This is a genomic window from Kocuria sp. CPCC 205263, from assembly GCF_040981075.1.
Taxonomy (GTDB): Bacteria; Actinomycetota; Actinomycetes; order Actinomycetales; family Micrococcaceae; genus Kocuria; species Kocuria rosea.
Genome location: NZ_JAVKPV010000003.1, coordinates 169,165 through 193,077 on the forward strand (window position 1 = coordinate 169,165; position 23,913 = coordinate 193,077).

General features: G+C 67.6%; 24 protein-coding genes and 2 pseudogenes. 15 read left to right on the forward strand and 11 right to left on the reverse strand.

Features of this window, described 5'->3' with window-relative positions; genetic code table 11:
* Positions 1–135 precede the first annotated feature (135 nt).
* Entirely contained in the window at positions 136–408 is a 273-nt protein-coding gene (locus tag RF647_RS05530) for a hypothetical protein (RefSeq protein ID WP_368810853.1), read from the forward strand.
* 13 nt (positions 409–421) lie between these two features.
* Here the strand turns inward: RF647_RS05530 and RF647_RS05535 are convergent, their stop codons facing one another.
* Positions 422–2,038 (reverse strand): CHAD domain-containing protein, encoded by a 1,617-nt coding sequence (locus RF647_RS05535; RefSeq protein WP_368810854.1) that lies wholly within the window; start codon positions 2,036–2,038, stop codon positions 422–424.
* A 227-nt stretch (positions 2,039–2,265) separates the two neighbouring features.
* Between RF647_RS05535 and RF647_RS05540 the strand changes: the two genes are divergently transcribed.
* Positions 2,266–2,655, forward strand: a complete 390-nt coding sequence (locus tag RF647_RS05540) for a hypothetical protein (protein WP_368811130.1) — start codon at positions 2,266–2,268, stop codon at positions 2,653–2,655.
* A gap of 263 nt (positions 2,656–2,918) precedes the next feature.
* Here the strand turns inward: RF647_RS05540 and RF647_RS05545 are convergent.
* Positions 2,919–3,365 (reverse strand): annotated as a pseudogene (locus RF647_RS05545) (three-helix bundle dimerization domain-containing protein); the annotation flags it as partial.
* 69 nt (positions 3,366–3,434) lie between these two features.
* A complete protein-coding gene (locus RF647_RS05550; protein ID WP_368810855.1) occupies positions 3,435–4,106 on the reverse strand; it encodes a low molecular weight phosphatase family protein in 672 nt (223 codons plus the stop codon).
* Between the two features lie 467 nt (positions 4,107–4,573).
* Here RF647_RS05550 and RF647_RS05555 point away from each other — a divergent pair, with 467 nt between their 5' ends.
* Positions 4,574–4,774, forward strand: coding sequence for a hypothetical protein (locus RF647_RS05555; protein WP_368810856.1), 201 nt, complete (start codon positions 4,574–4,576; stop codon positions 4,772–4,774).
* A 43-nt stretch (positions 4,775–4,817) separates the two neighbouring features.
* Here the strand turns inward: RF647_RS05555 and RF647_RS05560 are convergent, their stop codons facing one another.
* The 3 genes from RF647_RS05560 to RF647_RS05570 are packed head-to-tail and all read right to left on the reverse strand — an operon-like array spanning position 4,818 to position 6,287.
* Positions 4,818–5,375 (reverse strand): hypothetical protein, encoded by a 558-nt coding sequence (locus tag RF647_RS05560; RefSeq protein ID WP_368810858.1) that lies wholly within the window; start codon positions 5,373–5,375, stop codon positions 4,818–4,820.
* Position 5,376: 1 nt separating this feature from the next.
* Positions 5,377–6,048, reverse strand: a complete 672-nt coding sequence (locus RF647_RS05565; protein WP_368810859.1) for a low molecular weight phosphatase family protein — start codon at positions 6,046–6,048, stop codon at positions 5,377–5,379.
* A complete protein-coding gene (locus RF647_RS05570) occupies positions 6,045–6,287 on the reverse strand; it encodes a hypothetical protein (RefSeq protein ID WP_368810860.1) in 243 nt (80 codons plus the stop codon). The genes RF647_RS05565 and RF647_RS05570 overlap by 4 nt, the downstream gene beginning before the upstream one ends.
* A gap of 262 nt (positions 6,288–6,549) precedes the next feature.
* Between RF647_RS05570 and RF647_RS05575 the strand changes: the two genes are divergently transcribed.
* The 4 genes from RF647_RS05575 (at position 6,550) to RF647_RS05590 (ending at position 10,212) form a co-directional block, all read left to right on the forward strand.
* Complete coding sequence (locus RF647_RS05575; protein ID WP_368810861.1) at positions 6,550–6,735, forward strand: hypothetical protein; 186 nt, start codon at positions 6,550–6,552, stop codon at positions 6,733–6,735.
* A 416-nt stretch (positions 6,736–7,151) separates the two neighbouring features.
* Complete coding sequence (locus RF647_RS05580; RefSeq protein ID WP_368810862.1) at positions 7,152–8,807, forward strand: alkaline phosphatase; 1,656 nt, start codon at positions 7,152–7,154, stop codon at positions 8,805–8,807.
* Positions 8,808–8,932: 125 nt separating this feature from the next.
* Entirely contained in the window at positions 8,933–9,379 is a 447-nt protein-coding gene (locus RF647_RS05585; RefSeq protein WP_368810863.1) for a hypothetical protein, read from the forward strand.
* Positions 9,380–9,813: 434 nt separating this feature from the next.
* Complete coding sequence (locus RF647_RS05590; protein WP_368810864.1) at positions 9,814–10,212, forward strand: hypothetical protein; 399 nt, start codon at positions 9,814–9,816, stop codon at positions 10,210–10,212.
* Positions 10,213–10,300: 88 nt separating this feature from the next.
* Here the strand turns inward: RF647_RS05590 and RF647_RS05595 are convergent, their stop codons facing one another.
* Together RF647_RS05595 and RF647_RS05600 are read right to left on the reverse strand one after the other, a co-directional pair.
* A complete protein-coding gene (locus tag RF647_RS05595; protein ID WP_368810865.1) occupies positions 10,301–10,519 on the reverse strand; it encodes a serine O-acetyltransferase in 219 nt (72 codons plus the stop codon).
* Positions 10,516–10,812: a hypothetical protein gene (locus tag RF647_RS05600; RefSeq protein ID WP_368810866.1), complete on the reverse strand. Its 297-nt coding sequence runs from the start codon at positions 10,810–10,812 to the stop codon at positions 10,516–10,518. Before RF647_RS05600 ends, RF647_RS05595 begins: the two co-directional genes overlap by 4 nt.
* A gap of 215 nt (positions 10,813–11,027) precedes the next feature.
* On the opposite strand from RF647_RS05600, the gene RF647_RS05605 reads away from it, so the two are divergent.
* From RF647_RS05605 to RF647_RS05620, 4 genes are all read left to right on the forward strand, one after another.
* Positions 11,028–11,462: a MerR family transcriptional regulator gene (locus tag RF647_RS05605; RefSeq protein WP_368811122.1), complete on the forward strand. Its 435-nt coding sequence runs from the start codon at positions 11,028–11,030 to the stop codon at positions 11,460–11,462.
* Between the two features lie 54 nt (positions 11,463–11,516).
* A complete protein-coding gene (locus tag RF647_RS05610) occupies positions 11,517–12,857 on the forward strand; it encodes an NtaA/DmoA family FMN-dependent monooxygenase (protein ID WP_368810867.1) in 1,341 nt (446 codons plus the stop codon).
* Complete coding sequence (locus tag RF647_RS05615) at positions 12,854–13,372, forward strand: flavin reductase family protein (RefSeq protein WP_368810868.1); 519 nt, start codon at positions 12,854–12,856, stop codon at positions 13,370–13,372. Before RF647_RS05610 ends, RF647_RS05615 begins: the two co-directional genes overlap by 4 nt.
* 333 nt (positions 13,373–13,705) lie before the next feature.
* On the forward strand, positions 13,706–14,815 hold the full coding sequence (locus tag RF647_RS05620; protein WP_368810869.1) for a mandelate racemase/muconate lactonizing enzyme family protein: 1,110 nt from the start codon (positions 13,706–13,708) through the stop codon (positions 14,813–14,815).
* Positions 14,816–14,824: 9 nt separating this feature from the next.
* Here the strand turns inward: RF647_RS05620 and RF647_RS05625 are convergent.
* A pseudogene (locus RF647_RS05625) lies at positions 14,825–15,692 on the reverse strand (IS5 family transposase).
* A 173-nt stretch (positions 15,693–15,865) separates the two neighbouring features.
* Between RF647_RS05625 and RF647_RS05630 the strand changes: the two are divergent.
* The 3 genes from RF647_RS05630 to RF647_RS05640 all read left to right on the forward strand — a co-directional run bounded on the left by RF647_RS05630 (position 15,866) and on the right by RF647_RS05640 (position 19,665).
* On the forward strand, positions 15,866–16,609 hold the full coding sequence (locus tag RF647_RS05630) for an NADPH-dependent F420 reductase (RefSeq protein ID WP_368810870.1): 744 nt from the start codon (positions 15,866–15,868) through the stop codon (positions 16,607–16,609).
* Between the two features lie 55 nt (positions 16,610–16,664).
* Complete coding sequence (locus RF647_RS05635; RefSeq protein WP_368810871.1) at positions 16,665–17,888, forward strand: MFS transporter; 1,224 nt, start codon at positions 16,665–16,667, stop codon at positions 17,886–17,888.
* Positions 17,889–18,162: 274 nt separating this feature from the next.
* Positions 18,163–19,665, forward strand: a complete 1,503-nt coding sequence (locus tag RF647_RS05640; protein WP_368810872.1) for a DHA2 family efflux MFS transporter permease subunit — start codon at positions 18,163–18,165, stop codon at positions 19,663–19,665.
* Positions 19,666–19,733: 68 nt separating this feature from the next.
* On the opposite strand, the gene RF647_RS05645 is transcribed toward RF647_RS05640, so the two are convergent.
* Positions 19,734–20,699: a sugar phosphate isomerase/epimerase family protein gene (locus RF647_RS05645; RefSeq protein WP_368810873.1), complete on the reverse strand. Its 966-nt coding sequence runs from the start codon at positions 20,697–20,699 to the stop codon at positions 19,734–19,736.
* Between the two features lie 590 nt (positions 20,700–21,289).
* Between RF647_RS05645 and RF647_RS05650 the strand changes: the two genes are divergently transcribed.
* Positions 21,290–22,348, forward strand: coding sequence for an IS256 family transposase (locus RF647_RS05650; protein ID WP_368810874.1), 1,059 nt, complete (start codon positions 21,290–21,292; stop codon positions 22,346–22,348).
* Positions 22,349–22,442: 94 nt separating this feature from the next.
* On the opposite strand, the gene RF647_RS05655 is transcribed toward RF647_RS05650, so the two are convergent.
* Positions 22,443–23,867, reverse strand: coding sequence for a PLP-dependent aminotransferase family protein (locus RF647_RS05655; RefSeq protein ID WP_368810875.1), 1,425 nt, complete (start codon positions 23,865–23,867; stop codon positions 22,443–22,445).
* Positions 23,868–23,913: the final 46 nt, after the last annotated feature.

Genomic DNA, 23,913 nt, shown 5'->3' on the forward strand with positions numbered 1-23,913 from the left:
CATGGGTAGGCTCAGGGATATGATGGATCGGGCGGATCCTGCTGGTGCTCAAGGCCCGACCACGACCCACCCGGGATTCGAGGCCGCCCGCCGGGCGTATCTGGGGGGCCCGGCACGAGCTGACGATCGCTGCCCTTGGAGGAGTTGATCCTGCGGGTGCGCACCCGCCATCCGTGCGCGGTGTCCTTGCTGTTGATCTGCGATGACGTCGAGGACGGGCTGTATCTGGCCGAGGTCACCGACCGTGCGGGCCGACGACTGGGTACCGCGGGCCCGTTACTGGGTGACCGTACCTGCCACCAGGTCGTGGGCAATCTCTACGGGCCTGACCTGGCCGTGCTGGCCGGTGTTCGCCACGACCCCGTGGCCCTGACCTTCCAGGTGAGCCTCACCGACCGTGACCGCTGAGACGCCGCGGTGGTCAGGTGAGGCCCTGGCGCAGCTGGGCCATGAGCTCGGCCACGACCTCGTGGCCGGTGGTGACCCCGGTGCGCACCGCGGCCAGCTCCGCCCCGTGCAGCACCCCTACCGCGTAGCGGTCCTCGCCGGTACCCCGGTAGGCGTCGGCGGTGCGGGCCAGCCAGTCTTCCACGACTCCGGCATCCATGACCTCGCCCAGCGCCTCCTGGTGGGCCTTGGCATCAGCGGCCGCGTGCCGGACCGTCTTGCCGGGGGTGAATCCGGAGCGTTTGAGCACCGCGGTCACGTAGCGGACCCGTTTGACGTCCTTGCGCACCTCGTGCAGGTGCTCCAACCGGTGGACCAGATCTGCCTCCGCACCAGAGTCTTCAGCCGCCAGCCCGTGGTCCCCGAGGCGTTGGACCTTGCGCAGAGCTCGGCGCACCAGCTTGTTCGCGACCTTCCGCGCTGTGAGCTGCTCGGCCTCCTGCGTCAGGGGCGGGTGGGCGGCGAAGGTCTGCACGTCGGCCAGCAGCAGCAGGTGCTCCTGCTTGCCCAGGTGGCCTCGGACGGTAGCCGCGGCCGCCTTCGCCTGCTGTTCGGCGGTGCGCTGGAGCACCTGCGCGGCGGCCGGGTCCACCCGCCCGTCGAGGGCGGCCACCCGGGCGGGCAGCAACTCGGCGGTGACTTCGGCGTCCCGGGCTCCGGATAGCGCCCGGGCCAATTCCCGCAGGCGTACATCGAGCTCGGCGGCGGTGTCACCGTCGAAGAACGGGGCGGCGGCCTTGAGCAGGCTGCGCAGCGACCGAGAGGTCACCCGCATCTGGTGCACCGCATCGGGGACATCGAGCCGGACCTTGAGATCCCACAGCACCAGTTGCCCGGCCAGTTGCCCCAGCACCGTGCCCAGCAGTACCGCCCCGGTGACGTTCTTCCCCGCCTTTTCGTCCTCCTTCCCGGAGGTCGTCCCCGTTTCCTGGCCGGCGGGCACGGACCCGTCGCCGTCCTGGGCGACGTCGTCGGCGCCCAGGGCGCGGGCGATCTTCGCGGTCGAGGCCGAGGGTCGGCCCCCGGCGGCGAACAGGGCGTGCTCGATGGCGGTAAAAATTTGCTCCTGCTGCTCGGGCGCCACGGTCGCCTCGGTGAGCTCCACCTCCCACTCCGACCACGACCGGGCCGTGCCGTTGTGATGATCCACGGCTTCGACCTCATCGATGGCGACCTCCGCGACCGAGGCCCCGGAAACCGCTGCGATGGTCAGCACCTGCCGGACCGTGGCCAGGGTCGCGAGCGGGTGCAATTCCTGCCCGCCGGTGAGTCCTTCCAGCAGGTGGCGTACCGCTGCGGGCATCCGCGTCGGCGCCGTTGCCAGCAGGGGGACCTGCGCCTCGTAGCGCCCGCCGGGCTCGTACAACCTCACGTGCCACCCGTCATCGGCCCCGTCCGCCCACCGGCGCAGCGCCACCTGGTGCCGGGCCAGGGTCTGGTCGGCGGTGTCGTAGTAGACGGCCTGCATTCGGTGCTCCACCGCCGTGTCGGTGACGGTGTATCCCTCCAGCACACCCCAGTCGACCCGGTGCTTGGCCCCGTCCGGGAGATCGTACTTGCGCTCGAGTTCACGCTGGGCGACAGCGTCCATGGCATCTTCCTCGATCCGGCTCATCCGCAGGGCGGTGTTCTTCGTCAGAATGGGGCGATGATACGCCCTCAAAGTGACGTACCTCATAGGTCGGAAAGCCTGGTGCAAGGACCCGGAACCGGTGCCGGTGCACGTCACGGCTGGGACACGATCCCTGGTGGCGCCCCGGTAGGAGGGCGAGGCGCTGGCTACGCTTGGAGCGCATGCGTTTTCACGAAGGGGGAGCCATGCCGCCGACCATGCTGTTGACGCTGGCAGGAGTGGCCGCGGTGACCGCGGCGGTGGCCTGGTGGCTGATCCGCCGGGTGCGCCAATGGCGCACGGCGGTGCGCTTGCGCCGGATCCAGAGCTACCACGCCGGCCTGCGGGCCGAGCTGGAGCTGAGCTACGAGCGGATCTATACCCGGTGCGCGGCCCGGCCTGCCTGGAGTCAGCAGAAAATGGCGGACATGGAATGGGCCTTCGCCCAGATCGACGCCGTCCTGGAGAAGCGGCGCCGGCAGGAGTTGGCCGAGGTCGGCCGGCACGTGCCCCCGGTGGCCCCACCCGTCGTGCCGGCCGTACTCGGGGTCGCCGGGGCCGCGACCTTAGTGGCTGCGGCCGTCGTCGAACCCTGAGCCCCTGCCCACGGCGGCCGCCCCAGCGAAAACGAGCAATCCCATCCGTCGGCGGTGGAAGGACTACCCCGGGGGGTGCGCTCGAGGGTGGGTGCGGATCTGTTCGTACAGGCTGCGGGAGCGGCTCTCGAGTTCTTCCACCACGGCGCGCACCGCCGCCGGGTCCGCCGCCGCCACGTCTGCGGCCTCCCAGTTCTGGTGGGCGGCTCCGGCCGGCAGGGGAGCCCGTTGAGGGTGCCGAAGGTGATGCCCCAGTCCGCCCCGGCCAGAACATCAGCGGTGACCGGTTTGGGGTAGAGCTCCTCGGTGTTGATGCCGCGCTCGGCCAGTGCAGCGACGACCAGCGCTTCCAGGGCCGCCCCAGGCAGCAGGCCCGCCGAGCGGACAGTGAGTGCCTGCCCGGCCTGGTGGGCCAGCAGGGCTGCGGCGATCTGAGCCCGGCCGGTGTCGTGGTCCCCGACGAACAGCGCGTGCGGGACCGCCCCGTCCTGCCGGGACCTGCCGGTGCCGGGCCAGGCGTGGGCCAGGGCAGCCAGCCGGTCGGCGGCGAAGTGCCCGGCCAGGCTGGCCAGGTGCGTGCGCACCCGGGCGGTGTGCCACAACGTGGTGTAGGACTCCAAGACCATCCGTTCCACCAGGTCGGGGGAGAACACCCCGGCGTAGCGTTCGCTCAGGTGCTCGGCGGTGCGGGCCAGGGCGTGGGCCTCCAAAGACCGTGCCGACTCCGTCGGCTCAGTGGGGTCCCTGGGTGCGGGGGGGGGGGGGGGCGGTGGGCTCGCTCACGCATGCTCCTGGGCGGGTCCGGATCCAGCACCGTCGGCGGTGCCGGCGGTGATCTCCAGCCACAGGGCCTGCAAACGGATCTGAAGCTCCACTACGGCCCCCGGGTTCCTCTCGGGGTCCAAAGTGCTGTCCACCGGCCAGTGCTGGTAATTGGTGCCCGCCCCCACCGGTCCCACGTCCTGGGCGCCCAAGATGATGACCCAGTCGGCGGCGGACAGCAGCGCGGCGCTGAGCGGCTGCCGAACCACCGCGGCCGGATCCACCCCGTGCTGGGCCAGCACCTGCACCGCGTACGGATCCAGGGCCGCCCCCGGGGCGATCCCGGCCGAGCAGGTCACCACCGCCTCTCCGGCGTGGGCGGCGAGCAGGGTCGCGGCCACGCAGGCAGGACCGGTGTCGTGGTCGTCCACGAACAGCACCTGGTGCACCCGCTTATGACCGCTGTCCTGGTCTTGGACCAGGGCCCGCAACCGGTCGGCGGCCTCATGTAAGGCCATGGGCATGAGATAGGACTTGATTCTCGCTGCGCGAGCCAGGTCAGTGTGACAGTCGATGAGACACCGCTGCACCAGTTCGGGAAAGAACACCCCGGCGTAGCGCTCCACCAGGTGCTCCGCGGCCCGGTGCAACACCCGTGGATCCCGCAGATCGATCTCCTGCTCCGTCATGACATCCCCCTGTGATGGCCGCCCACCAGCTGCTCACTCTTACGGCAGCCGCGGCTCCTCAACGTGGAGCCGCGGGTACGGCATGGTCGTGGTGTGCCAGCACCTTGTGGCGATTCGCCGTAATCCGGTTCCCCGGGACGGCCGTACCATTCATGACGGGCTCAGGTCTCGTGCGCCCGGTGCCCCCGCCCTGGCACTGGCCTCGTGCCGGCACGGACACAGTCTGCGACGCCCCAATGACCTCTACATGACCATCAGATGGACCCCAGGTGTCTTGTGTCACATTGGCGTGCGGCGGGGGGCATCATTATGGCTGCGCCTGTGTCTCTTGCGCATCGTGATCGGCGTCCTTGCTCTACCCCCCCCCTGGGGCCTCTCGGACAGTGTGGGTAAGAACACCCGTCCTGGATACGGTGATGGGCCCTTTCGGGAGCCTGGCCCGGCGGGCGGCATCTACAATTTTCTGTGTGTCTTTCGACTTGCAGCTGACAGTGCTCAGCAATCTGATGCTGATGACCGCCGTCGCCTGGCCGCTGTTCTCCACCCACCGGCGCCGTCAGCGCTTCGCCCGGGACGGGCAGACCATGGCCCGGACCGTCCCGTTCACCGGGCCCGCGGTGCTGATTGCCACCGGGCTGGGGCTATTGGTGGCCGCAGGGCTGATCTGAGCCCACCGACCCTCGGAGGCCAGGGGTGGAACGGACGCACTCGTCAGCTCTGATGGTCTCCGCGTTGATCGTGGACCCGATCACGCCTCAACAGCTCGCCTGTACAAGGCAGGAACGGATGGGAGCGGGGATCCAGCAGTGCGTTGGCCGTGTGCATCAACCGGTCGCGTTCCACCGCGGGCAGGTGGAAGATCTCATACAGGTACGCCTCGAGCTCCATCTCCCCGACGATCCCACCGAGGCTGAGGTAGTGCATCCACAACCGGTGGACGGTGATGCCGCTGCGCCCCAGTGCGTGGTGCAGCAGGCGGGCTTGGGAACGGCCCAGGGTGGTGTCGTCCATCGTGGGTGCCTCCGGGCAAGGAATGATCAACGGGCGGGTGCCCGGCGGATCCGACAGGTGCCCGGCCGTTCCGTCGGTGGCGCGAGCCGCAACGGAGGCCCGCCGCTGATCCTGGTACAGCCCCCAACCCACCACGGCGCCGGGGACCGCGACCAACAGCATCACCGCCGCGGTGTCGGTGACCACCGCCAGGACCGCCACCCCGGCCGGGGTGGCGAAGACGAACAGGCGGACTCCGGTCTTCAGCGCCGGAGCCATCTCAGGATCCCGGAGCCCGGCCGGAAGTGATGGGCCAGGCCGCAGCAGAGGAGGTGATCTCCACCCACAGGGCCTGCACGCGGGCGTCGAGGTCGGCCACCAAAGCCCGGCCATGGGCCTCATCCAGGCCTACCTCCACCGGCCAGTCCTGGGCGGTGAGGCCCGGTGGGAGAGGGAGGGCCTCACCGACACCGAGGCGGATGACCCAGTCGGCGGCTCGCAGCACCTCCTCAGCCACCGGCTTCGGGGCCAGCCCGGCCGGCTCGGTCCCGTGCTGGGCCAGCACCTCCACCGCGAAGGGATCCACGGCGGTTCCCGGGTCGATCCCGGCCGAACAAGTCACCACCGCGGTCCCGGCGTGGTGGGCCAGCAGCCCGGCGGCGATCGCAGCCAGGCCGGTGTCGTGAGCGTCGATGAACAACACCTGGCGTACCGGTGCCGAGGCCGCCCCCTTGGCCCGGGCCAGGGCGGCCAACCGGTTCCCGGCGGCGTGGACGGCGATGGGACCCAGGTGAGTGTGGACCCGGGCGGTGGATGCTAGGCCGGCGTGGGCCCGGGCCACGCAGCGGTGCACCAGTTCGGGGAAGAACACCCCGGCCCAGCGGTCGGTGAGGTGCTCGGTGGCCCTGTGCAGGAGCGTCGGGACGGTCAGCTCGGTGGTCAGCGCTCTCATGCCAGCTCCTGGTGCTCAGCCACGGTGCGCGCGTGACGGTCGGAGCGCAACTCGAAGTCATCGGTGCTGAGCATCTTCCGGTACCCGGTACTCCTCTCGCGGATCCACACCACTCCCAGGCGCGGGACGGTGGCATCGACAACCCCGCGGTGGTGCACCTGCCCGTCTCGGCGGGCATCCAGCCGGTCCCCGGGACGGAGCCGAGCCAGGTCCTCATCGGGCACGTTCATGTCAGCCATGGCGGATCCCCTTCCCCCGTGCCATCGAGACGTCGACGACATGCCCAGTCTGCTCCGGGCAGATGAAATCCAGCCCACCAGCGCATGGACGGATCGTGACGACCAGATCGGCACGATTACTTCTGCATTCATGGTCGGGGCCGTGCAGCCATTGGAATCCCTCACCCCAGTCATCACCGGTGGTCCCCGGGCCCCTCGCTGCTATCCGCCCTCCACCAACCTCGCCCCACCATGCCTGGGCTCCTGACCCATGCTGGTGAGAGTGCCGCGGCTGATCGGCGAAATCGAGCTGTGCACCGGGGTGGTGGTAGGCATCGGGACGATCATGCTCACCGCCAAGAACGCCGGCACGATTATTGGGCCCCTGATGCTGAGCACGACTGACACCCCCGATCTCTCCGATGACGACCGATCATCAATGATGGCCAACCGAATGGTCACTGATTGATCCGGGGGCAACCAAACTAGGACGCGTCCGTCCCCCACCGCTTCACAGATGGCCAGTCAGCGGCTGGTAACTCACGGAAGTTCCTGCATCAGTCCTGTTGGCTTTTTGCCCCGGTCGGCTCGTTGGCTGGCGCAGCGCTCTCCGCAGAGTGGGACCCGTTCCTCCTGCGGGTCCCGGGGCGGGCAGGCGGACGAGGGCTTGGCCGTGGCAGGACCTCCTCCGCCACCATGATCCGCACCGGACCACCAATGGCCCACGATTCCTTCAGGGAACGGAGCATGGGAAATCGCCGACGGGTGGGTGTGACCTGCTGGTGTCCCGTCGGCGCGACCGCCCTACCGGGCACTCACCGGCCGGTCGACGGGACGTCGCCGGCCGTTCAACCCCAAGTCAGACGCGGGGCTGAGGATCGACGCATGGCCAACTTCTCCCGCCGAGGACTGCTCCAGGGCTCCCTCGCGGCTTCCGCCCTGACCGTCGCCGGCACGACCGCGGCCTCTGCCGCCGGCCCCGTGATACCGACCCGACCGCCGTCCCCGGCCCTGGTGCGCCGACGCCTGCACCTGCCCAGCGGCATCGCCACCGGTGACGTGACTTCTACTTCGGGGATCCTGTGGTCCCGCACGGATGGCACGGGCCGCATGGTGGCGCGCCTGCGCGCCGTGGACGCCGAGGGCGCGCCCCTCCGCGGCCGCGGCGGCTTCGAGCGGACCCTGACCTCCGGGTGGGTGAGCGAGGCGACCGACCACACCGTCAAGATCGGGGCCACGGATCTGCCCTCGGGCACGCGCTTCGCCCTGGAGGTGCGCTTCGAGGACGAGGAGGGCGTGTTCTCCGACGTCCACCACGGCACCTTCCGGACCGCGCCGGGCGGCCAGAGGAAGGGCCGTTCTGGCGGGCATGGGCATGGGCATGGCGCCGGCAGCCGCAGCCAATCCTTCGTATGGACGGGCGACACAGCCGGACAGGGCTGGGGCATCAACCCCGACCTCGGCGGGATGTACACCTACCGGGCGATGCACGACCTGGACCCGGACTTCTTCATCCACTCCGGGGACACGATCTACGCCGACGGCCCGATCCAGGCGGAAGTCACCGAAGCCGACGGCCGCATCTGGCGCAACCTGGTCACGGAAGGCGTCACCAAGGTCGCCGAGACCCAGGAGGAGTACCGCGCCCGCCACCGGTACAACCTCATGGACGACAACGTGCGGGCGATGTACGCCGACGTGCCGGTGGTGGCCCAGTGGGACGACCACGAGACCACCAACAACTGGTGGGCCGGGGAGATCCTCGACGACGATCGCTACACCGTGCGCGACGTCAACACCCTGGCCGCCCGCGGGCGTCGAGCCTGGCAGGAGTACCAACCGACCGGCGAGGCCCGTGCCCTGCGCCCGGGCACCACGGGCTTCGAGGACCAGCGGATCTACCGCCGGATCCAGCGGGGCCCGCAGCTGGAGGTCTTCTGCCTCGACATGCGCACGTTCAAGGGCAAGAACACCACCGGTCTGGAGCCCCAGGCCACGCCCCTGCTCGGCGAGGAGCAGTTGCAGTGGCTCATCGACGGCGTGAAGTCCTCGCGCGCCACCTGGAAGGTGATCGCCGCGGACCTCCCCCTGGGGGTGATCGTCCCGGACGGAAAGGCCCAAGAGTCCATCAGCAACGCCGACGACGGGGCCCCGCTGGGCCGAGAACTCGAGCTGGCCCGGGTGCTCAAGGCCTTCAAGGACGCCGGCGTGCGCAACGTCGTGTGGGTGACCGCGGACGTCCACTACTGCGCGGCGCACCACTACTCGCCCGAGCGAGCGGCGTTCACCGATTTCGAAGAGTTCTGGGAGTTCGTGGCCGGCCCGATCAACGCAGGCACCTTCGGCCCGAACGCGCTGGACGGCACCTTCGGCCCGGAACAGGTCTTCGCCAAGGCCGGTCCCACCGGCGGCTCCCCGCGCGACGGCCGCTTCCAGTTCTTCGGCCACGTGCAACTGGACGAGGACGACGTCCTGACCGTGAGCCTGCGCGACGGTCACGGCGACACGATCTACAGCAAGGAAATGGTCCCGCAACGCTGAGCCCCACCCCCGGTAAGCCCCCGACCGCCGCGGCCCGGGCTGTTGTGCGGCTGCTGCACACCGCGACACTGGTGCCCCCGACCCTCCCGGATCCCGTGCGGTATGCCAGGGTGACCGGAGAACTGGTGAGCCCACCGAGGGGGAGCGACATGGTCAACCGGCGGCTCTACGCGCTCATCCTCCTCGCCCTGGTTCTCGCCGTGGGCCATCACCTCGATCACATCATCCGCGGCAACCATGTCGGCTGGCCGCTGACAGCGGAGGTCAACGCCTTTACCTTCAGCCTGATCACCTACCCGCTGATCCTCACCAGGCTCGCCCTCTCCCGCGCAGGAGTCATCGGTCCCGGGACCTGGGTCTTCCTCTCCGGCGGCGGGGCAATCTTCCTGACCGTCATCCACTTCGGACCCTGGGCCCTCGAACCACCAGACGACATCATCGACCTCTACGACCCGCCGCTGATCGGCTGGCTCGCCTTCGGATGGCTACTGGCACTCATCGCAGTCCTGATCGCCACAACGATCTATGAGGCGCGGCGCTGGCTCCAGCACCGTTCTCTCGAGCACGACTGACAACCACCCCATCGCGCCGTAGTTATTGCCGTAGGGGTTGGTGTGCGCCGGGCCAGCGCCACAGCAACACCCGCCTGCCGTACGAGCCAGCAGAAGCTGCCCCTGGGCGAACAACCCGGACCGGAACCGCCTCGCGTGCACGACGGGGCGTCCCGCCAGCGGAAGTGTGGACAGTATGAAAGTCGATCTTCTTCTTACTGGTCGGTACGGTGGGGGTGTCACGCACGGTGCTCAGTCGGGGGCTGACCCGCTCTAGACCGGTCGAATGACCGCCGTCCTGGCGGCAGAAGATTGGGGGCCTGGGGCTCCGTCGTCGGGGGGCGATTCTTCTGCCGCCAGAGCGGCGGCCCCACACAGCACCCATGACCATCCCTCTGAATCTGTGGCAGCACGAGGACCACCCTCAGGTGGTTGTCCCGGTTGAGGAGGCCCGCATGAACGATGTCCACCTTGCCGGGGCGCACGCCGGCTGGGCGAGTCCCGTAATGGATCCGCTGTCCCGGGCGGCGGCCTTCGCGGCGTTGCGCCCGGACCTGGACGCCCTGATCCACCAGTCGAGCGCCGACTCCCGGCTGAGCCCGCAGGCCCGTCGAGTGCTGCGCGCGGTGGCCCGCACCAGTCCCGAGCACACCCTGGCCCTGGCCGACCTCGCCGCTCGCGCCAGCACTGCCAAGGACCGGGTTCGCCTCGCGTTGACCGAGCTGGAGACCTGCGGCTATCTCGCTCACTTGGCACACATCGCCCCGCACCTAAGCGCAGCACTGCCCCCACCAACCCCCTGTACCCCTGCAGCGACCGCCACGGTCGAACCCGTCGAGGCAGACACCGCCTGAACCTCTTCGCCCATATTCCGCTCTCCGTGTGACGAACTCGCGCCGGATCCGGTGGCGCCTGATGCAGGGAGGGTTCGGTATGGGCTCATCATTCGTTGATGCCCACGACCGTGGTGTCGGCGGGTACATCGTGGGTGACCACAGCACCCGCGCCGATTCTCGCCCTGGGCCCGAGGGTGACGGGGTCGACGACCTTGGCCCCGGAACCGATGAGAACCCCGTCCCCGACGAGGGCGTGGCGCCGTCCCGGGGAACCGTCGCCAACGAAGCTGGCCCCCTGATAGATGGTCACGTTGTCGCCGATCACGCTGGTCCCCCCCCGATGACGACCTCGCTGCCGTGGTCGATGAACAGCCGATGCCCGATCACTGCACCCGGGTGAATGGTGATACCGGTGACCTTCGCCGAAGCGGTGGCGATGGCCTGGGCGCCCGGTTTACCCCACCGGGTGGACCCCAGGCGGTGGGCGATCCGGTGGGGGGCCACCGCGTGTAGGCCCGGGTAGCTGAGCAGGGTGGCCGCGGTGCCCTGCCCAGCGGGGTCGGCAGCGGCGATCGCACGGGCATCTGCCAGGACACCGGGACGGGTGGAGGCGGCCATGGCCACACCTCAGAAGACATCCGGCCGGGGCGGCTCACCTCCCGCTTTACATATGGCGAGATGGCGGTCATCAAGCCAGCTCAAGCTGTCACCCATTCGTGCGGCAGTCCCGTTGTCGGTTCTCACGGTCGTCTGCACAAATACTCAAGGACGTCTGCACGGGCACAGACACGAGTAGCTCCCCGTGCCACCCTTCCACTAGTGTGAAGGTTGACATGGGCTTGGCTACGACCCAAGGGGTGGGCATCTTGCGTATAGGCGAACTGGAACAGAGATCTGGAGTGCCGGCTCGGATGCTCCGGTACTACGAGGAGCAAGGGCTGGTGACACCGCGTCGCCTGGACAACGGTTACCGGGAGTATGACGAATACCTCGTGGACCGCGTGGCCAAGATCCGCGGGCTCATCGACTCGGGTATCCCGACCAGGATCATCGGCAATATCCTGCCGTGCCTGAATCAGCCGCAGACCGTCGTCGTCGATGACGCGGACCCGGAGCTCCTGGAGATCCTGCTGCAGGAGCGGGATCGGATGACCCACAAGATCGACGTCCTCTCCCAGAACCGGGACGCCATCACCCGCTACATCCGCGCCCTGGAGGCCGCCGTCGGCAGCAAGAGCAGCATCGTCACCAAACGGCAGCCGGCGTAGCAGCAGGCTCGTGATTTGACCTTGTCACTAGTGAGAAGGTTGCACGATGGGTAGGTGACTTCCTCCTCTTCAAAGATGATCCTCGGTCTGCAGCTCGGTAACGGGTACGGCGCCCATGGATCGGCCTGGCGCGCCGCGGGCGTGGATCCAGCCAATTACACCGACTTCGACGCTCAGGTGCGGTACGCCCAGGCCGCCGAACGGGGCAAGTTCGCGTTCCTGTTCCTGCCCGACTTCCTGGCCTACAAAGCAGACGGCGTGCAGGAGGCGCCCATGCTCACCCTGGAACCCATGCTGACCCTGGCGGCCATAGCCCGCGCCACCGAGCGCATCGGCCTCGTGGCCACCGGCTCCACGACCTTCAACGAGCCCTACAACCTCGCTCGCCAGTTCAAGGCCCTGGACGTGATGAGTCACGGCCGAGCCGGATGGAACGCCGTCACGACCAGCGACACCGGCTCAGCCGCGAATTTCGGGCAGGAGATCGCGCCCCGGCCGCAGCGCTACCAGCGGGCCCACGAGACCATCCAGATCACCCAGGCCCTCTGGGGCAGCTGGCAGCAGGACGCCTGGATCAAGGACACGACGAACGCTCGGTTCATCGATCCGGAGAAGATCGAGGCCATCAACCTGCAGGGCAAATATGTCGCCTCCCGCGGGCCCCTGCCCATTCCACCGTCGGAGCAGGGCCAACCTGTGGTCTTCTCGGCCGGTGGAGGGGCGAACGGCCTCGAGATCGCCGGTCGGTACGCCAGCGCCGTCATCGGCGCCGTGTTCACCATCGAGGACGCGCGCGCCCAGCGTGAAGCCATCCGCGATGCAGCGCGCAAGGCCGGACGCAACCCTGACGAGGTGAAGTTCATCGCCGGGGTCATGCCGGCCATCGCTGCCACCAAGCGGGCGGCCCTTGACCGCCGCGTAGCCCTCGGTGACCAAGCCGCCCCGGCCCTCGTGCCCTATCTCGGCTCCATGCTGGGACTGACTCTCGATGCGAGCCAGCTCGACGAGCCACTCAGGCCCGCCCAGTTGGCGGGAGCCCGACCCAGTCCTTTCGATCCCCGCTCCCCGCGGGCACTGGACGTCGCCCGCGAAGGATGGACGCTCCGCGACATCCTCGCTCACGGGGTGATCGACTACCACCCCACCCCCGTGGGTCCGGCATCCGTCACTGCCGACCACATGCAGGAGTGGTTCGAAGCAGGCGCCTGCGACGGCTTCTGGGTGTCGATCGATGTCTACGAGGACGGGATCGACACCTTCGTCGACGAAGTCGTCCCCCTGCTCCAGGAGCGCGGCCTCTTCCATGACGACTACGAAGGCACCACCCTCCGCGACCACCTCGGCGCCCCAGCCCAGTACGGCCTGGACACCCGACTCGCGAACCCCACCGCATGACGACGACCGCCGGCACCCACAGCCACACCATTGACCAGAGTTTCTTCCGCAGCACCGTCGGCCATTACGCCTCAGGCATCACGATCATCACCGGCCACGATGACCAAGGCCCGATCGGGTTCACCTGCCAATCGTTCTACAGTGTCTCCGTCGACCCGCCGCTGGTGTCCTTCAGCGTCATGAAAACCTCCACCACCTACCCGAGGATCCACGACACCGGAACCTTCACGGTCAACATCCTCTCGCGCGACCAGGGAGCAGTATCGAACCAGTTCGCCCGACGAGGCACGGACAAATGGGCAGACATCCAGTGGAGTCGGACAGAACAGGGCAACCCGATCCTCGATCGAAGCCTGGCCTGGCTCGACTGCACTATCTGGGCAGAACACGACGCCGGCGACCACATCACCGTGCTCGGACGCGTTATCGAACTCGGAACATCCCCTGGCGACCATCCTGATCCCTGCTGTATTTCCAGGGCCGAGACCGATCCCTCCACTAGGGCGTGTTGCTAAAGGCCGATCTGTGGTGCGCGAGTGAGGCTGGAGGTGTGGCGCGTACTGAGATCTCCGACGAGGCCTGGGCTGTGATTGGTCCGCTGTTCCCGGTGCCGAAGGCGACGGGCCGGCTGCCAAAGGTACTCGCACGCGTCGAGGTCGAGACGAACCATCGCGGCAAGGTCGTGGGCATTTACGCAGGCACGGGTGTCGATGCTGCAAGACGGGCAGCTCAGGGGTTCACGCTCATCAACTCGACCCACGATCTCGAAGTCCTCGTTCAAGGCATGACAGCAGGACTCGCCGCAGTCCCCTCACGAGCTCCATTCCGAGCACAGAAAGCAGCAACGCATGAAGATCACCGAAATCGCCGTCTTCGACCACGTGCTCCCGGTGAAGAACTCAAGCTTCCGTATGCCCCTCGGGCAGATCACCGAGGTCCCCACGACGCTTGTGCGCATCACGGCTGATAACGGTCTCGTCGGCTGGGGCGAGACTTCGCCGATCTCGCCGATTTACCAGCCCCACCACGCGGCTGGTGACCGAGCCGCTCTTTCCGAACTCGCCCCCGGACTGCTCGGTGTGGATCCGACCCACATCGTCAGCTTGCACCGCCGCATGCACGGCCTCCTCGATGGACACCACCCCGCGAAGGCCGCGATCGACATTGCTGCGCACGACCTCACCGGCAAGCACTACGGGGTGCCGGTCTCCACGCTCCTCGGCGGCGCCCTCACCGACCGAGTGCCGTCCTACTACGCAACCAGCGCAGGCGAGACGGTCGATGACATGGTCGATAAGGTGGAGTCTGCAGTGGAAGAGGGCTACCCCCGGCTGCAGCTCAAGGTCGGTGGTCGGCCCATCGAAGAAGACATCGAAGTTATTCGGAAGGTGTGGGAACGAGTCGGCAACCGCGTGCGACTTGCCGTCGACGGAAACCGTGGGCTCACCACCCGAGACACTCTTCGACTCAGCCGCGAATGCCCAGATATTCCCTTCATCATCGAGCAGCCCTGCCGCACCATCGAAGAGATCGCCTCCATCCGATCGCAACTGCACCACGCCATCTATCTCGACGAGGCGACACGCGACGTGTCAACAGTGCTCGACGCCATCGGCCGCGGCATCTGCGATGGCTTCGCCATGAAGGTCACCCGCGTCGGCGGGCTCCACCAGATGGCGCTCATCAGAGACATCTGCGAGATCAGGTCCATGCCCCACACCAGCGATGACGAATGGGGTGGCGACATCATCGCAGCGGCCTGCGTGCACCTCGCGTCAACCGTGCAGCCTCGCCTCAACGAAGGCGCCTGGATCGCGCAACCATACCTCGATGGCAGCTACGACCCCGACGGGGGTGTGCGCATCGAGGGCGGACACATCGCCGTGCCTCAAGGGCCTGGACTTGGCGTGCATCCCGACGCAACCCTCTTCGGCGAGCCATCCGCAACCTTCGGTTAGGGCCTTTTCTCAAACCCATCGGAGGGTGGCGGCGAGGCAGATGGCGGCGTGGTAGTTGCGGGCTGTCTTGTCTGAACGCATTGCAATCCCGCGCCACTGCTTGAGCTTGTTGAAGCAGCGTTCCACGACGTTGCGTCCGCGGTAGCGGACGCGCTGTTCGTCACCGAAGTCGATCGGGCGGCCGGGTTTCTTACGGCGATGCGCGATCTGGTCGTTGCGCTCCGGGATGGTCGTGGCGATGTCCCGTTCGCGCAGCCAGGTTCTGTTCGCTTTCGACGGGTAGCCCTTGTCGGCCAGGACCCGGTCCGGCCGTGACCGGGGTCTGCCGCTGCGCCCTGGGACGCGGATTTGAGAAAGCGTGTCGATCAGCATGCTCGTGTCGGCCGCCTGTCCCGGGGTCAGCACGAACGCGAGAACGCGGCCCTTGCCGTCGCAGACCAGATGATTCTTCGTCGTCAGCCCGCCACAGGAGCGGCCCATCGCGTGATCAGGCGGTTCCGTCCCGAACATCTTGTAGTTCGACCGAGCCCCCTGTTTCCCGCGGGAGGGTCGCGCCGTGTTGGTGCACGCGCACGATCGTGGAGTCGATCGATGCCACCCAGTCCAGCTCACCGCGCTGATGCGTAAGGGACTGCGCCTTTTCCAGCACGCGCGCCCAGACGCCCTGCTCGGCCCATCGGTTGAAGTTCTTATAGATGGTATTCCAGTTCCCGAACCGTTCCGGCACTTCGCGCCAGGGAGCGCCGGTCCGGTAACGCCACGCGGTCGCCTCGACCACCGCGCGACGCTCTACTGGCGGCCGGCCCGTCGCCATCGGCACCGGGAACAGCGGACCGATCACAGCCCAGGCCTCGTCGGAGATCTCAGTACGCGCCACACCTCCAGCCTCACTCGCACGCCACAGAACGGCCTTTAGCAACACGCCCTAGCGACCCTCCGCTGTGCGCGCACTCAGGACCCCGGACTCCGGCCGTGATTCCCTTCCCGATTTGACCTTCACACTAGTGGCAAGGTTGAGAATGGAGGGACCAGGAACTCACGAGGAGAAGCATGAAAATCGGAATCATCGGCGCGGGCTCGATCGGCTCGACCATCGCTCGGCGGCTCAGCCGGCAGGGACATGACGTCGCGATCGCCAACTCCCGCGGCCCGGAGACGATCGCCGCCGCAGCCTTGAGCACCGGTGCACGAGCCGTCACCGCCTCCGAAGCGGCCACCGACGTCGATGTCCTCATCGTCTCCGTCCCGATGAACCGCAACGAGGACATCGCCGCCCACGTGAGGCGCGCCCCCGAGGGCGCAGTCATCATCGACACGTCCAACTACTACCCGGCCCGCGACGGCATCATCCCCGCCTTCGAGGCGGGACAACCCGAGAGCATGTGGTTGTCGGAGGTGTTCGGGCGCCCCGTCACGAAAGCCTGGAACGCCATCACCTCCCAGTCCTTCGACGCCAAGGCCACCGAGGCCGGCACTGCAGGCCGGGTCGCCATCCCGGTCGCCTCCGATCGCGACGACCACCGGGCCCTCGCGATGTCCCTGGTCGAGCAGACCGGCTTCGACGCTGTCGATGCCGGAGTCCTCGCCGAGTCGTGGCGCCAACAGCCCGGTGCCCCCGTCTACTGCACCGACCGTACGCGCGAGGAAATGCCCGCCTTCCTGGCAGCGGCCGAGAAGGAGCGCGTCCCGCAGCGCCGGGATCTGGCCATGGACGCCATCGGCGGCTACATCGCCGCCGGCGGCACCCCGGACGGCAAGTTCCTCGTCGCCATCAACCGTGCCTGCTACAGCTGACGCTGCGGCCCCACTACGTCACCCCCACTCACACGCAAGCCAGGATGACTGACGCATGACTTCGCACGACGCGACAGCAACACAGGAGATCGGCGGTAACCGATCACCGTCCGACCCCGCAGCCCCGACGCAGAAACCATCATGGGCGGGCGTGGCCTCGCTGAGCGTGGGTGTATTCGCCCTCGTGATGGCCGAATTCCTGCCGGCAAGCCTTCTCTCACGGATTGCCATAGATTTGGGAGTGACACAGGGGCGGGCGGGTCAATCCGTGGCCATCACCGCCATCGTCGCAGCCGTTTCCGGCATCACCATCCCTGTCCTGTTGTCGCGCATGGACCGCCGGCACCTGATGATCATCTTCTCGACGCTGGCCGTCGTCTCCGACGTGCTGGTGGCGATCGCGCCGACCTACCCGATCCTCCTCGCCGCCCGCGTCCTGCTCGGCGTCGCGATCGGTGGGTTCTGGGCGCTGGCCATCTCGATCACCGCGCGCCTGGTTCCGGCGTCCAAGCTCGGCCTGGGTATGACGATCGTGAACGTTGGTGTGACACTGGCCACGGTCGCCGCCGTCCCGCTCGGTACGTTGCTCGGTGAAGTATGGGGTTGGCGCGCGGTGTTCGCTCTGGCCGCGGGCGTGGGCATCATCGCGATCATCATCCAGGTCATCGCCCTACCCTCGATGCTGACCGGCCCGTCGAGCGGATTCCAACCCCTGGTACAGACACTGCGCTCCCGACTGATTCTGGTCTGTCTGTTCACCATGGCGCTGATGGGGGCGGGGCACTTCGCCGGCTTCACCTACATCCGTCCTGCAGCCGCAGAGGTGGGCGGACTCGATCCCGAGCAGCTCGCTGTCCTGCTCCTGGTGTACGGCCTCGGGATTGTCGGCGGCAATCTGATCGCCGGACCCCTCGCCGACCGCAGCCTGCGCATCGCGGCACTGGTCTTCCCGCTCGTCCTCGGCCTCGCGATGATCGCCTTCGTGTGCATGGGCAGCAGCACCGTACTTCTCTTCGCCGTAGCCGCATTCTGGGGGGCCGGTTTCGGTGCTCTGCCTACAGTCATCTCGACCTGGCTCGCACGAGCCGAACCGAGCCGCCTGGAAAGCGTCGGCGGACTCCAAACAGGGGTGTTCCAGGTCGCGGTCGCCCTCGGCGCGTTCCTCGGCGGACTCCTCGTCGACGGTGCGGGTGTACAGACCGCTCTGGTCCTCGGCGGCCTCGCCTCCGTGCTCGGCGCCCTAATACTGGTGGCAGTCAAACCCCGGACCCTGGCGTAACTGAAGACGGCCAGCCGGCCGAACCTCACTCCGGTGCCTGGCGCCCGCCCCATGCCAGGCACCGGGGATCGCTCACTGGGACGACAGGCCCGAGCGCTGGCGCCAACACCACCACGGATGCCGCTAAGCCGGAACTTGACCTTCACACTAGTGTGAATGTTGAGACTGAATACCGACAAGCTCTCCGATGGCGCAGTGCTCTGTCCGGGCGGTGATCCTGTGGATTCCGCCCCCGAGCCGATTAATGACACGAGCACCTTGGAGTCAAGATTTCATGAGTAGTGACACGCACCTCGCCCCTGCCACCGGGCCCGTCGGCATCATCGCCGATCCCCCAGGACCGGTGACCGGCCCGATCGCGACCAGCCCGGCACCGACGAAGCGATTGTCCCCGGGGGAGGTCCTGACGATCTCTGTCCTGGTCTTCTCGGCGTTCGTGGCGTTCCTGTCCGAGATGGTGGTCGGGGTGGCGCTGCCGCGCATCATGGACGACCTCAACATCACGGCTACGACCGGGCAGTGGCTGACCACGGGCTACGCCCTCACCCTGGCGGTGATCATCCCGACCACCGGATACATCATGCAGCGATTCCAGCTGCGGACGATCTTCATTGTCAGCGTCGGATTGTTCACCCTCGGCACCCTGATCGCGGCCGTCGCCCCCGGTTTCGCGCTGCTGCTCACCGGCCGGATCGTGCAAGCACTCGGTACGGCGGTGCTGGTCCCGCTGCTGATGACGACATCGATCGGTCTCGTTGCGCCGTCTCGTCGTGGACAGATGATGGCTTTGGTCACTGCGGTGTCTGCCGTGGCACCCGCTCTCGGTCCCGCCTTCTCCGGCCTCGTGATGTCGCAACTGACCTGGCGGTGGCTGTTCATCATCATCCTGCCGCTGTCGCTCCTGGGCCTCCTGATCGGGGCGATCAAGATGCCGAACCTCACCACGCCGAGGCGCATCGGATTCGACACGCTGTCGCTGGTGCTTTCCGCGATCGGATTCGGAGCGTTGGTGTACGGCTTAGCCAGTGCTGGCGAATCCAGCGGCGGTCACTTCTCGCCCACCTTCTGGATCGCGATCCCGCTGGGCGTGGTGGGTATCGCAGCATTCGTGCTGCGTCAGCTCCGATTGCAGCGCCGCGACGCGGCCGTTCTCGACATGCGGATCTTCCTGCATGCCGGGTTCGCACGACCCGTCATCGTCTTCCTGTTCCTGGTGATGGGCGCTTTCGGTCTCGCCACCCTGCTCCCGCTCATCCTGCAGGAATCCCTCGGACTCGGAGCATTGGAGACCGGGCTGCTCATGGTGCCCGGCGGCGCAACGATCGGGATCGTGTCCGTCCTCGTCGGCCGCTACTACGACCGCCTCGGAGCCCGCGGGCTTGCGATCCCGGGAGCCATCGTCGTCGTGGCCGGCTGGTGGTTCATGACGACCTTCACCGAGAACACCTCGATGTGGGTGGTCCTGGCCACGTACGTGTTCATCTGCGCCGGACAAGCATTCGCCTGGGTCGCTCTCTTCACCATGTCGCTGGGATCCCTCCCCAGCGCTCTCGCTCCGCACGGCAGCGCCGCACTCAACACCATCCAACAGCTCGGTGGCGCGGCCGGTTTGGCAGTACTCATCGCGGTTCTCAGCTCGAACGCCGGCGGCACCGACGCCACCTCCATCGCAGATGGTGCACGCGCTGCCTTCACAGTCGGCACAGTTCTCGCAATCGTCGCCCTCCTGGCCGCGGCATTCCTTCCACGACACACGCGCAACACGGACGAAGACTGAACGAGCAACAGAACATGAGGGACTGCCGCACGATCAGGTGACACCCGGTCGTGCGGCAGTCCCTTGATTCAGATGCTGGCGGGTTGCCAGTCGGGGGCCTCGACCAGGACGACCTGCTGGAGCATGGTGGCCGCCCGGGTGACTCCTTCGATGGAGTTGACCAAGGTGTCCTCGTGCTCGATGTTAAGCGTTCCGTCATAGCCCACCGAGCGAAGGTGGTAGACGAAGTCGGCCCAGAAGGCGGCCCCGTCCGGATGTCCCAGACCCAGGGTGACGTAGTTCCAGGCCCTGTCAGCCGCCTGGTCCATCGGCACCGTATCCAACAGCCCGTCCCGGGAAACAACGGGCTTGTTGAGACGGATGTCCTTGGCATGAACATGAATGATTGAGGAGCCCAGCGCCTGGACGACGGCGGGAATGTCAGCACCCATCCACATCAAGTGGGAGGGATCGAGGTTCGCGCCGACGACGTCGTCACCGACGGCGTCGATGAGCCGCAACAGGGTGGCCACGTTGTGAACCAGCTGACCACCGCAGGCCTCCACGGCCAGCCGGACGCCCTTGTCCCGGGCGAAGGCAGCTAGACCTCGCCAGTAGGGAAGCGCGACCTCATTCCACTGATAGTCCAGAACCCCAAGGTTCTCCGGCGGCCAGGAGGTGGTGATCCAGTTCGGGGCCGCGTCACCGCGAGCTCCGGGAAGCCCGGACATCAACACGACGGTGGGCACGCCCAACTCACTGGCCACACTGATGGTGTCGCGGACCACTCGGTCCTGATCGGGTCCGCTGACGGGGTGCAGTTGATTGCCGTTAGCGGTCAGCGCGCTGAGACTCAGGCCGCGGTCGGCGATCATTCCGGTGAACTCGGCCTGGGCCTGGGGCGAGGAGACCAGGGCGGGCAGATCGGCGTGGGGACTCTCGGACCAGTTGCCGGTAGCCACCTCGACTGAGCTCAACCCCAGGGTCTGGGCCAGGTCCAGGGCTTGTTCGAACGGCAGATGGCTGACGGAGTCGGTGATGAGTCCGAGCTTCATAGGTGGTTCCTTACAGTTCTGGGGATGCGCGTCAGCAGTGCAAAGCAGAGGAAGAAGCGTGTTGCCCATTACATTAATACGTACTAGTGATGTGAACAACAGGTCGTTGAAGAGGTTCCTCGAGAAGCACAGGATGGCCTGGGCGCTTCTTGTGCGCACAGGTCCCTGCATGTCGGCGAAGGGACCGAGTCCAGTGGTTCACGACAAGTTGGGTCCACACGCAGGGACCGGGCAACGCGGGTTGAACCGCGGGCGGCGAGTGCCAGAAGCAACTTGGACCCTCCGGCTTTACATATGGCCGGCCAACGGCCACTCTCCGCGAGAGCGAGGGACTATCGCAGTAACGGTGTAAGAGGCCCAATCACCCCGTTCGGGGTTGGAGGGTCGACATGAGCGAGAAGATCGAGACACTGGTGGACGTGAGCCCACCGAAGTCCGGTGACGAGCCGTAAGAGAACGCGCGGCCGACCAAGACACCGTCCGGGAACTGGCCCGCGCCGCCCGCGCCAGCGGGGCGGCATTGACCGGCCCGGGCGGGCTGCTGAAGCAGCTGACCAAGATGGTCGTCGAGGCCACCGGCGGACGAGGAGATGAACGAACACCTCGGCTACCAGCCCGGCGAGTCAGAGGGGCGCAACCGGTGCAACTCCCGCAACGGGAAACGGGCCAAGACGGTCATCACCGACAACGCCGGCCCCGTGCAGATCGAGGTCCCACGGGACCGCGAGGCGTCCTTCGAGCCGGTGATCGTGCGCAAACGCCAGCGACGGCTGACAGACCTGGACCAGGTCGTCCTCTCGCTCTCGGCCAAGGGTCTGACCACCGGGGAGATCAGCGCCCATCTGGGCGAGGTCTACGGGGCGGAGGTCCCCAAGGACACTGTCACCCGGATCACCGACCGGGTGATCGAGGAGATGACCGCCTGGTGGGCCCGGCCGCTCGAGCAGGTCTACGCGGCCGTGTTCATCGACGCGATCATGGTGAAGGTCCGCGACGGGCAGGTCCGCAACCGCCCGGTGTACGCCGCGATCGGGGTGGACCTGGGCGGGCACAAAGACATCCTCGGGATGTGGGCCGGGGACGGCGACGGGGAGTCGGCGAAGTTTTGGTACGCCGTGCTCAATGACCTGAAGTCCCGGGGTGTGCGCGACGTGTTCTTCGTGGTCTGCGACGGGCTCAAGGGCCTGCCGGACTCGGTGAACGCCGTGTTCCCGCTGGCCACGGTGCAGACCTGCATCATCCACCTGATCCGCGGGACGTTCCGCTACGCCTCACGGAGGTACTGGGACGAGCTCGCCAAGGACCTCAAGCCCGTCTACACCGCCCCCGACCGCGGCAGCCGCCGAGACCGCCCTGGAGGAAGTGGAAGACAAATGGGGCGCCCGGTACCTTCGCGATCAGCCGGCTGTGGCGCGGGGCCTGGACGGAGTTCGTGCCCTTCGAAGGACGACGACGTGGAGATCCGCCGGGTCATCTGCTCGACCAACGCGATCGAGTCCCTCAACGCCCGGTTCCGCCGGGCCGTACGGGCCCGGGGGCACTTCCCCAACGAGCAGTCCGCGATGAAGACCCTGTACCTCGTCGTGCGATCCCTGGACCCGAGAGCACCGGTCAGACACGATGGGTCACACGGTGGAAGCCGGCGCTGAACGTCTTCGCTTTTCGCCTTCGCCGACCGGATGCAGGCGGCGGAGAACCACTGAAGATGAAACCGCCTCTTACACCGTTAGAGCGACAGTCCCTTCAAGTGCGGTCCCGCCCGTCGGGCGGGACCGTGGTGTCGATCAGCTGGAGCAGGGTGTCCAGGGCGTGGGTGAGTTGGAGGTCTGTTGGTGCGCCGTAGCCGATGACGAGCCCGTTCTCGGGTGGCCGGTGGGCGTAGTAGGAGGCGAGGGGGACGATTCGTACGCCGTGGGTCAGTGCCATTGTGGCCAGCTGCTCGGCGTCGATCTGCGGGTGGAGGCGGAGGACGGCGTGAAGGCCGCCTTCCAGGGCGTCGAGTTCGAGATCGGGCCGGTCTGCGAGCCGGTCCAGCAGCAGGGCGCGGCGGTGGGCATAGGCCCGGCGTGCTCTGGCGGTGTGTCGGGCCAGTCCGCCGCCGTCGATGTAGTGGGCCAGTGCGGACTGCAGGACACCACAGACGGGGGTGTCCAGGCTGGTGCGGGTCTCTTTCAGCAGGTCCCCGGAGGTGCCGCGCACTGCGAGGTAGCCGCAGCGCAGCCAGGGGCTGAGGGTTTTCGAGAAGGAGCCGAGTAGGATCACCTCGGCTTGGGAGGGAAGGGAGGCGGTGGCCGGCAGCGGCATCCGTCGGTGGCGGAACTCGCTGTCGTAGTCGTCCTCGAGAACCAGTACCCGGTGCTCTGCGGCCCACTCCAGCAGGGCCAGCCGTTCCTGCACCGGCATCCGCCCGCCCAAGGGGTACTGGTGGCTGGGGGTGATCAGCACCGCGTCCGGGACAGGGTCCACGGTGGTGAGCTGGGTGGTGCGCAGCCCGTCCGGGCCCACGGGCAGAGTCTCGACCTGGGCGCCGGCGGCAGCCAGCACCCGTCGGGCGGTGGGGTATCCCGGGTCCTCCACCAGCACCCGGGGTGCGGGGGAGCGGGTCCGCAGGGCGGTGACGATCAGCTGCAGCGCGTCACTGGTGCCGGCGGTGACAATGACGTCCTCGGCGTCCACGCTCAGCCCCCGGGCGGTGGCGAGATGCCCGGCGATGGCGGCCCGCAGCCGGTCAGTCCCTAGCGCCGGCGGCAGGTCGACGTGGCCGGGTTCGACCAGGGCTTCTCGCCAGGCGGTGCGCCAGGAGCGGTCGGCGAAAGGGGTGTCCGAGGGTCGCCCCGGGGTGAGGTCGATGACCGGGTGGGACGGTTCGTCACGGGGGCGGGGTGGATCGGTGCTCACTGGGGTCCGCACGTCGGCCCGCACGGCGACGCGGGTGCCTCCCGCGCCGTGGCTTTCGAGGTAGCCCTCCCCGGTGAGCTGTTCGTAGGCGCGCACGACCACCCCGCGGGAGACGCCCAGCTCGGCGGCAAGCCGTCGAGAGGAGGGCAGATGGTGTGGTGCTCCCACGGTGCCTTCCAGGATCGCTTGCCGCAGCTGGGCGGCCACCTGGGCGGGCAGGGGTGTCGGATTGTTGCGGTCCACGGTGATGGGCAGCTCAGCGACAGCCATTCTTGGTCCCCTTCCTCCAGTCGTTCTTGGATCTAGGTTAGGACCA

What these genes read in the sequence shown, in the direction of transcription:
- RF647_RS05655 (WP_368810875.1), bottom strand. Translation starts at nt 23,867, where the DNA reads ATGGCTGTCGCTGAGCTGCCCATCACCGTGGACCGCAACAATCCGACA.
- RF647_RS05605 (WP_368811122.1), top strand. Translation starts at nt 11,028, where the DNA reads ATGGGCTTGGCTACGACCCAAGGGGTGGGCATCTTGCGTATAGGCGAA.
- RF647_RS05645 (WP_368810873.1), bottom strand. Translation starts at nt 20,699, where the DNA reads ATGAAGCTCGGACTCATCACCGACTCCGTCAGCCATCTGCCGTTCGAA.
- RF647_RS05650 (WP_368810874.1), top strand. Translation starts at nt 21,290, where the DNA reads ATGAACGAACACCTCGGCTACCAGCCCGGCGAGTCAGAGGGGCGCAAC.
- RF647_RS05535 (WP_368810854.1), bottom strand. Translation starts at nt 2,038, where the DNA reads ATGGACGCTGTCGCCCAGCGTGAACTCGAGCGCAAGTACGATCTCCCG.
- RF647_RS05640 (WP_368810872.1), top strand. Translation starts at nt 18,163, where the DNA reads ATGAGTAGTGACACGCACCTCGCCCCTGCCACCGGGCCCGTCGGCATC.
- RF647_RS05570 (WP_368810860.1), bottom strand. Translation starts at nt 6,287, where the DNA reads ATGGCTGACATGAACGTGCCCGATGAGGACCTGGCTCGGCTCCGTCCC.
- RF647_RS05590 (WP_368810864.1), top strand. Translation starts at nt 9,814, where the DNA reads ATGAACGATGTCCACCTTGCCGGGGCGCACGCCGGCTGGGCGAGTCCC.
- RF647_RS05580 (WP_368810862.1), top strand. Translation starts at nt 7,152, where the DNA reads ATGGCCAACTTCTCCCGCCGAGGACTGCTCCAGGGCTCCCTCGCGGCT.
- RF647_RS05600 (WP_368810866.1), bottom strand. Translation starts at nt 10,812, where the DNA reads ATGGCCGCCTCCACCCGTCCCGGTGTCCTGGCAGATGCCCGTGCGATC.
- RF647_RS05550 (WP_368810855.1), bottom strand. Translation starts at nt 4,106, where the DNA reads ATGACGGAGCAGGAGATCGATCTGCGGGATCCACGGGTGTTGCACCGG.
- RF647_RS05630 (WP_368810870.1), top strand. Translation starts at nt 15,866, where the DNA reads ATGAAAATCGGAATCATCGGCGCGGGCTCGATCGGCTCGACCATCGCT.
- RF647_RS05565 (WP_368810859.1), bottom strand. Translation starts at nt 6,048, where the DNA reads ATGAGAGCGCTGACCACCGAGCTGACCGTCCCGACGCTCCTGCACAGG.
- RF647_RS05540 (WP_368811130.1), top strand. Translation starts at nt 2,266, where the DNA reads ATGCCGCCGACCATGCTGTTGACGCTGGCAGGAGTGGCCGCGGTGACC.
- RF647_RS05620 (WP_368810869.1), top strand. Translation starts at nt 13,706, where the DNA reads ATGAAGATCACCGAAATCGCCGTCTTCGACCACGTGCTCCCGGTGAAG.
- RF647_RS05635 (WP_368810871.1), top strand. Translation starts at nt 16,665, where the DNA reads ATGACTTCGCACGACGCGACAGCAACACAGGAGATCGGCGGTAACCGA.
- RF647_RS05560 (WP_368810858.1), bottom strand. Translation starts at nt 5,375, where the DNA reads ATGGCTCCGGCGCTGAAGACCGGAGTCCGCCTGTTCGTCTTCGCCACC.
- RF647_RS05615 (WP_368810868.1), top strand. Translation starts at nt 12,854, where the DNA reads ATGACGACGACCGCCGGCACCCACAGCCACACCATTGACCAGAGTTTC.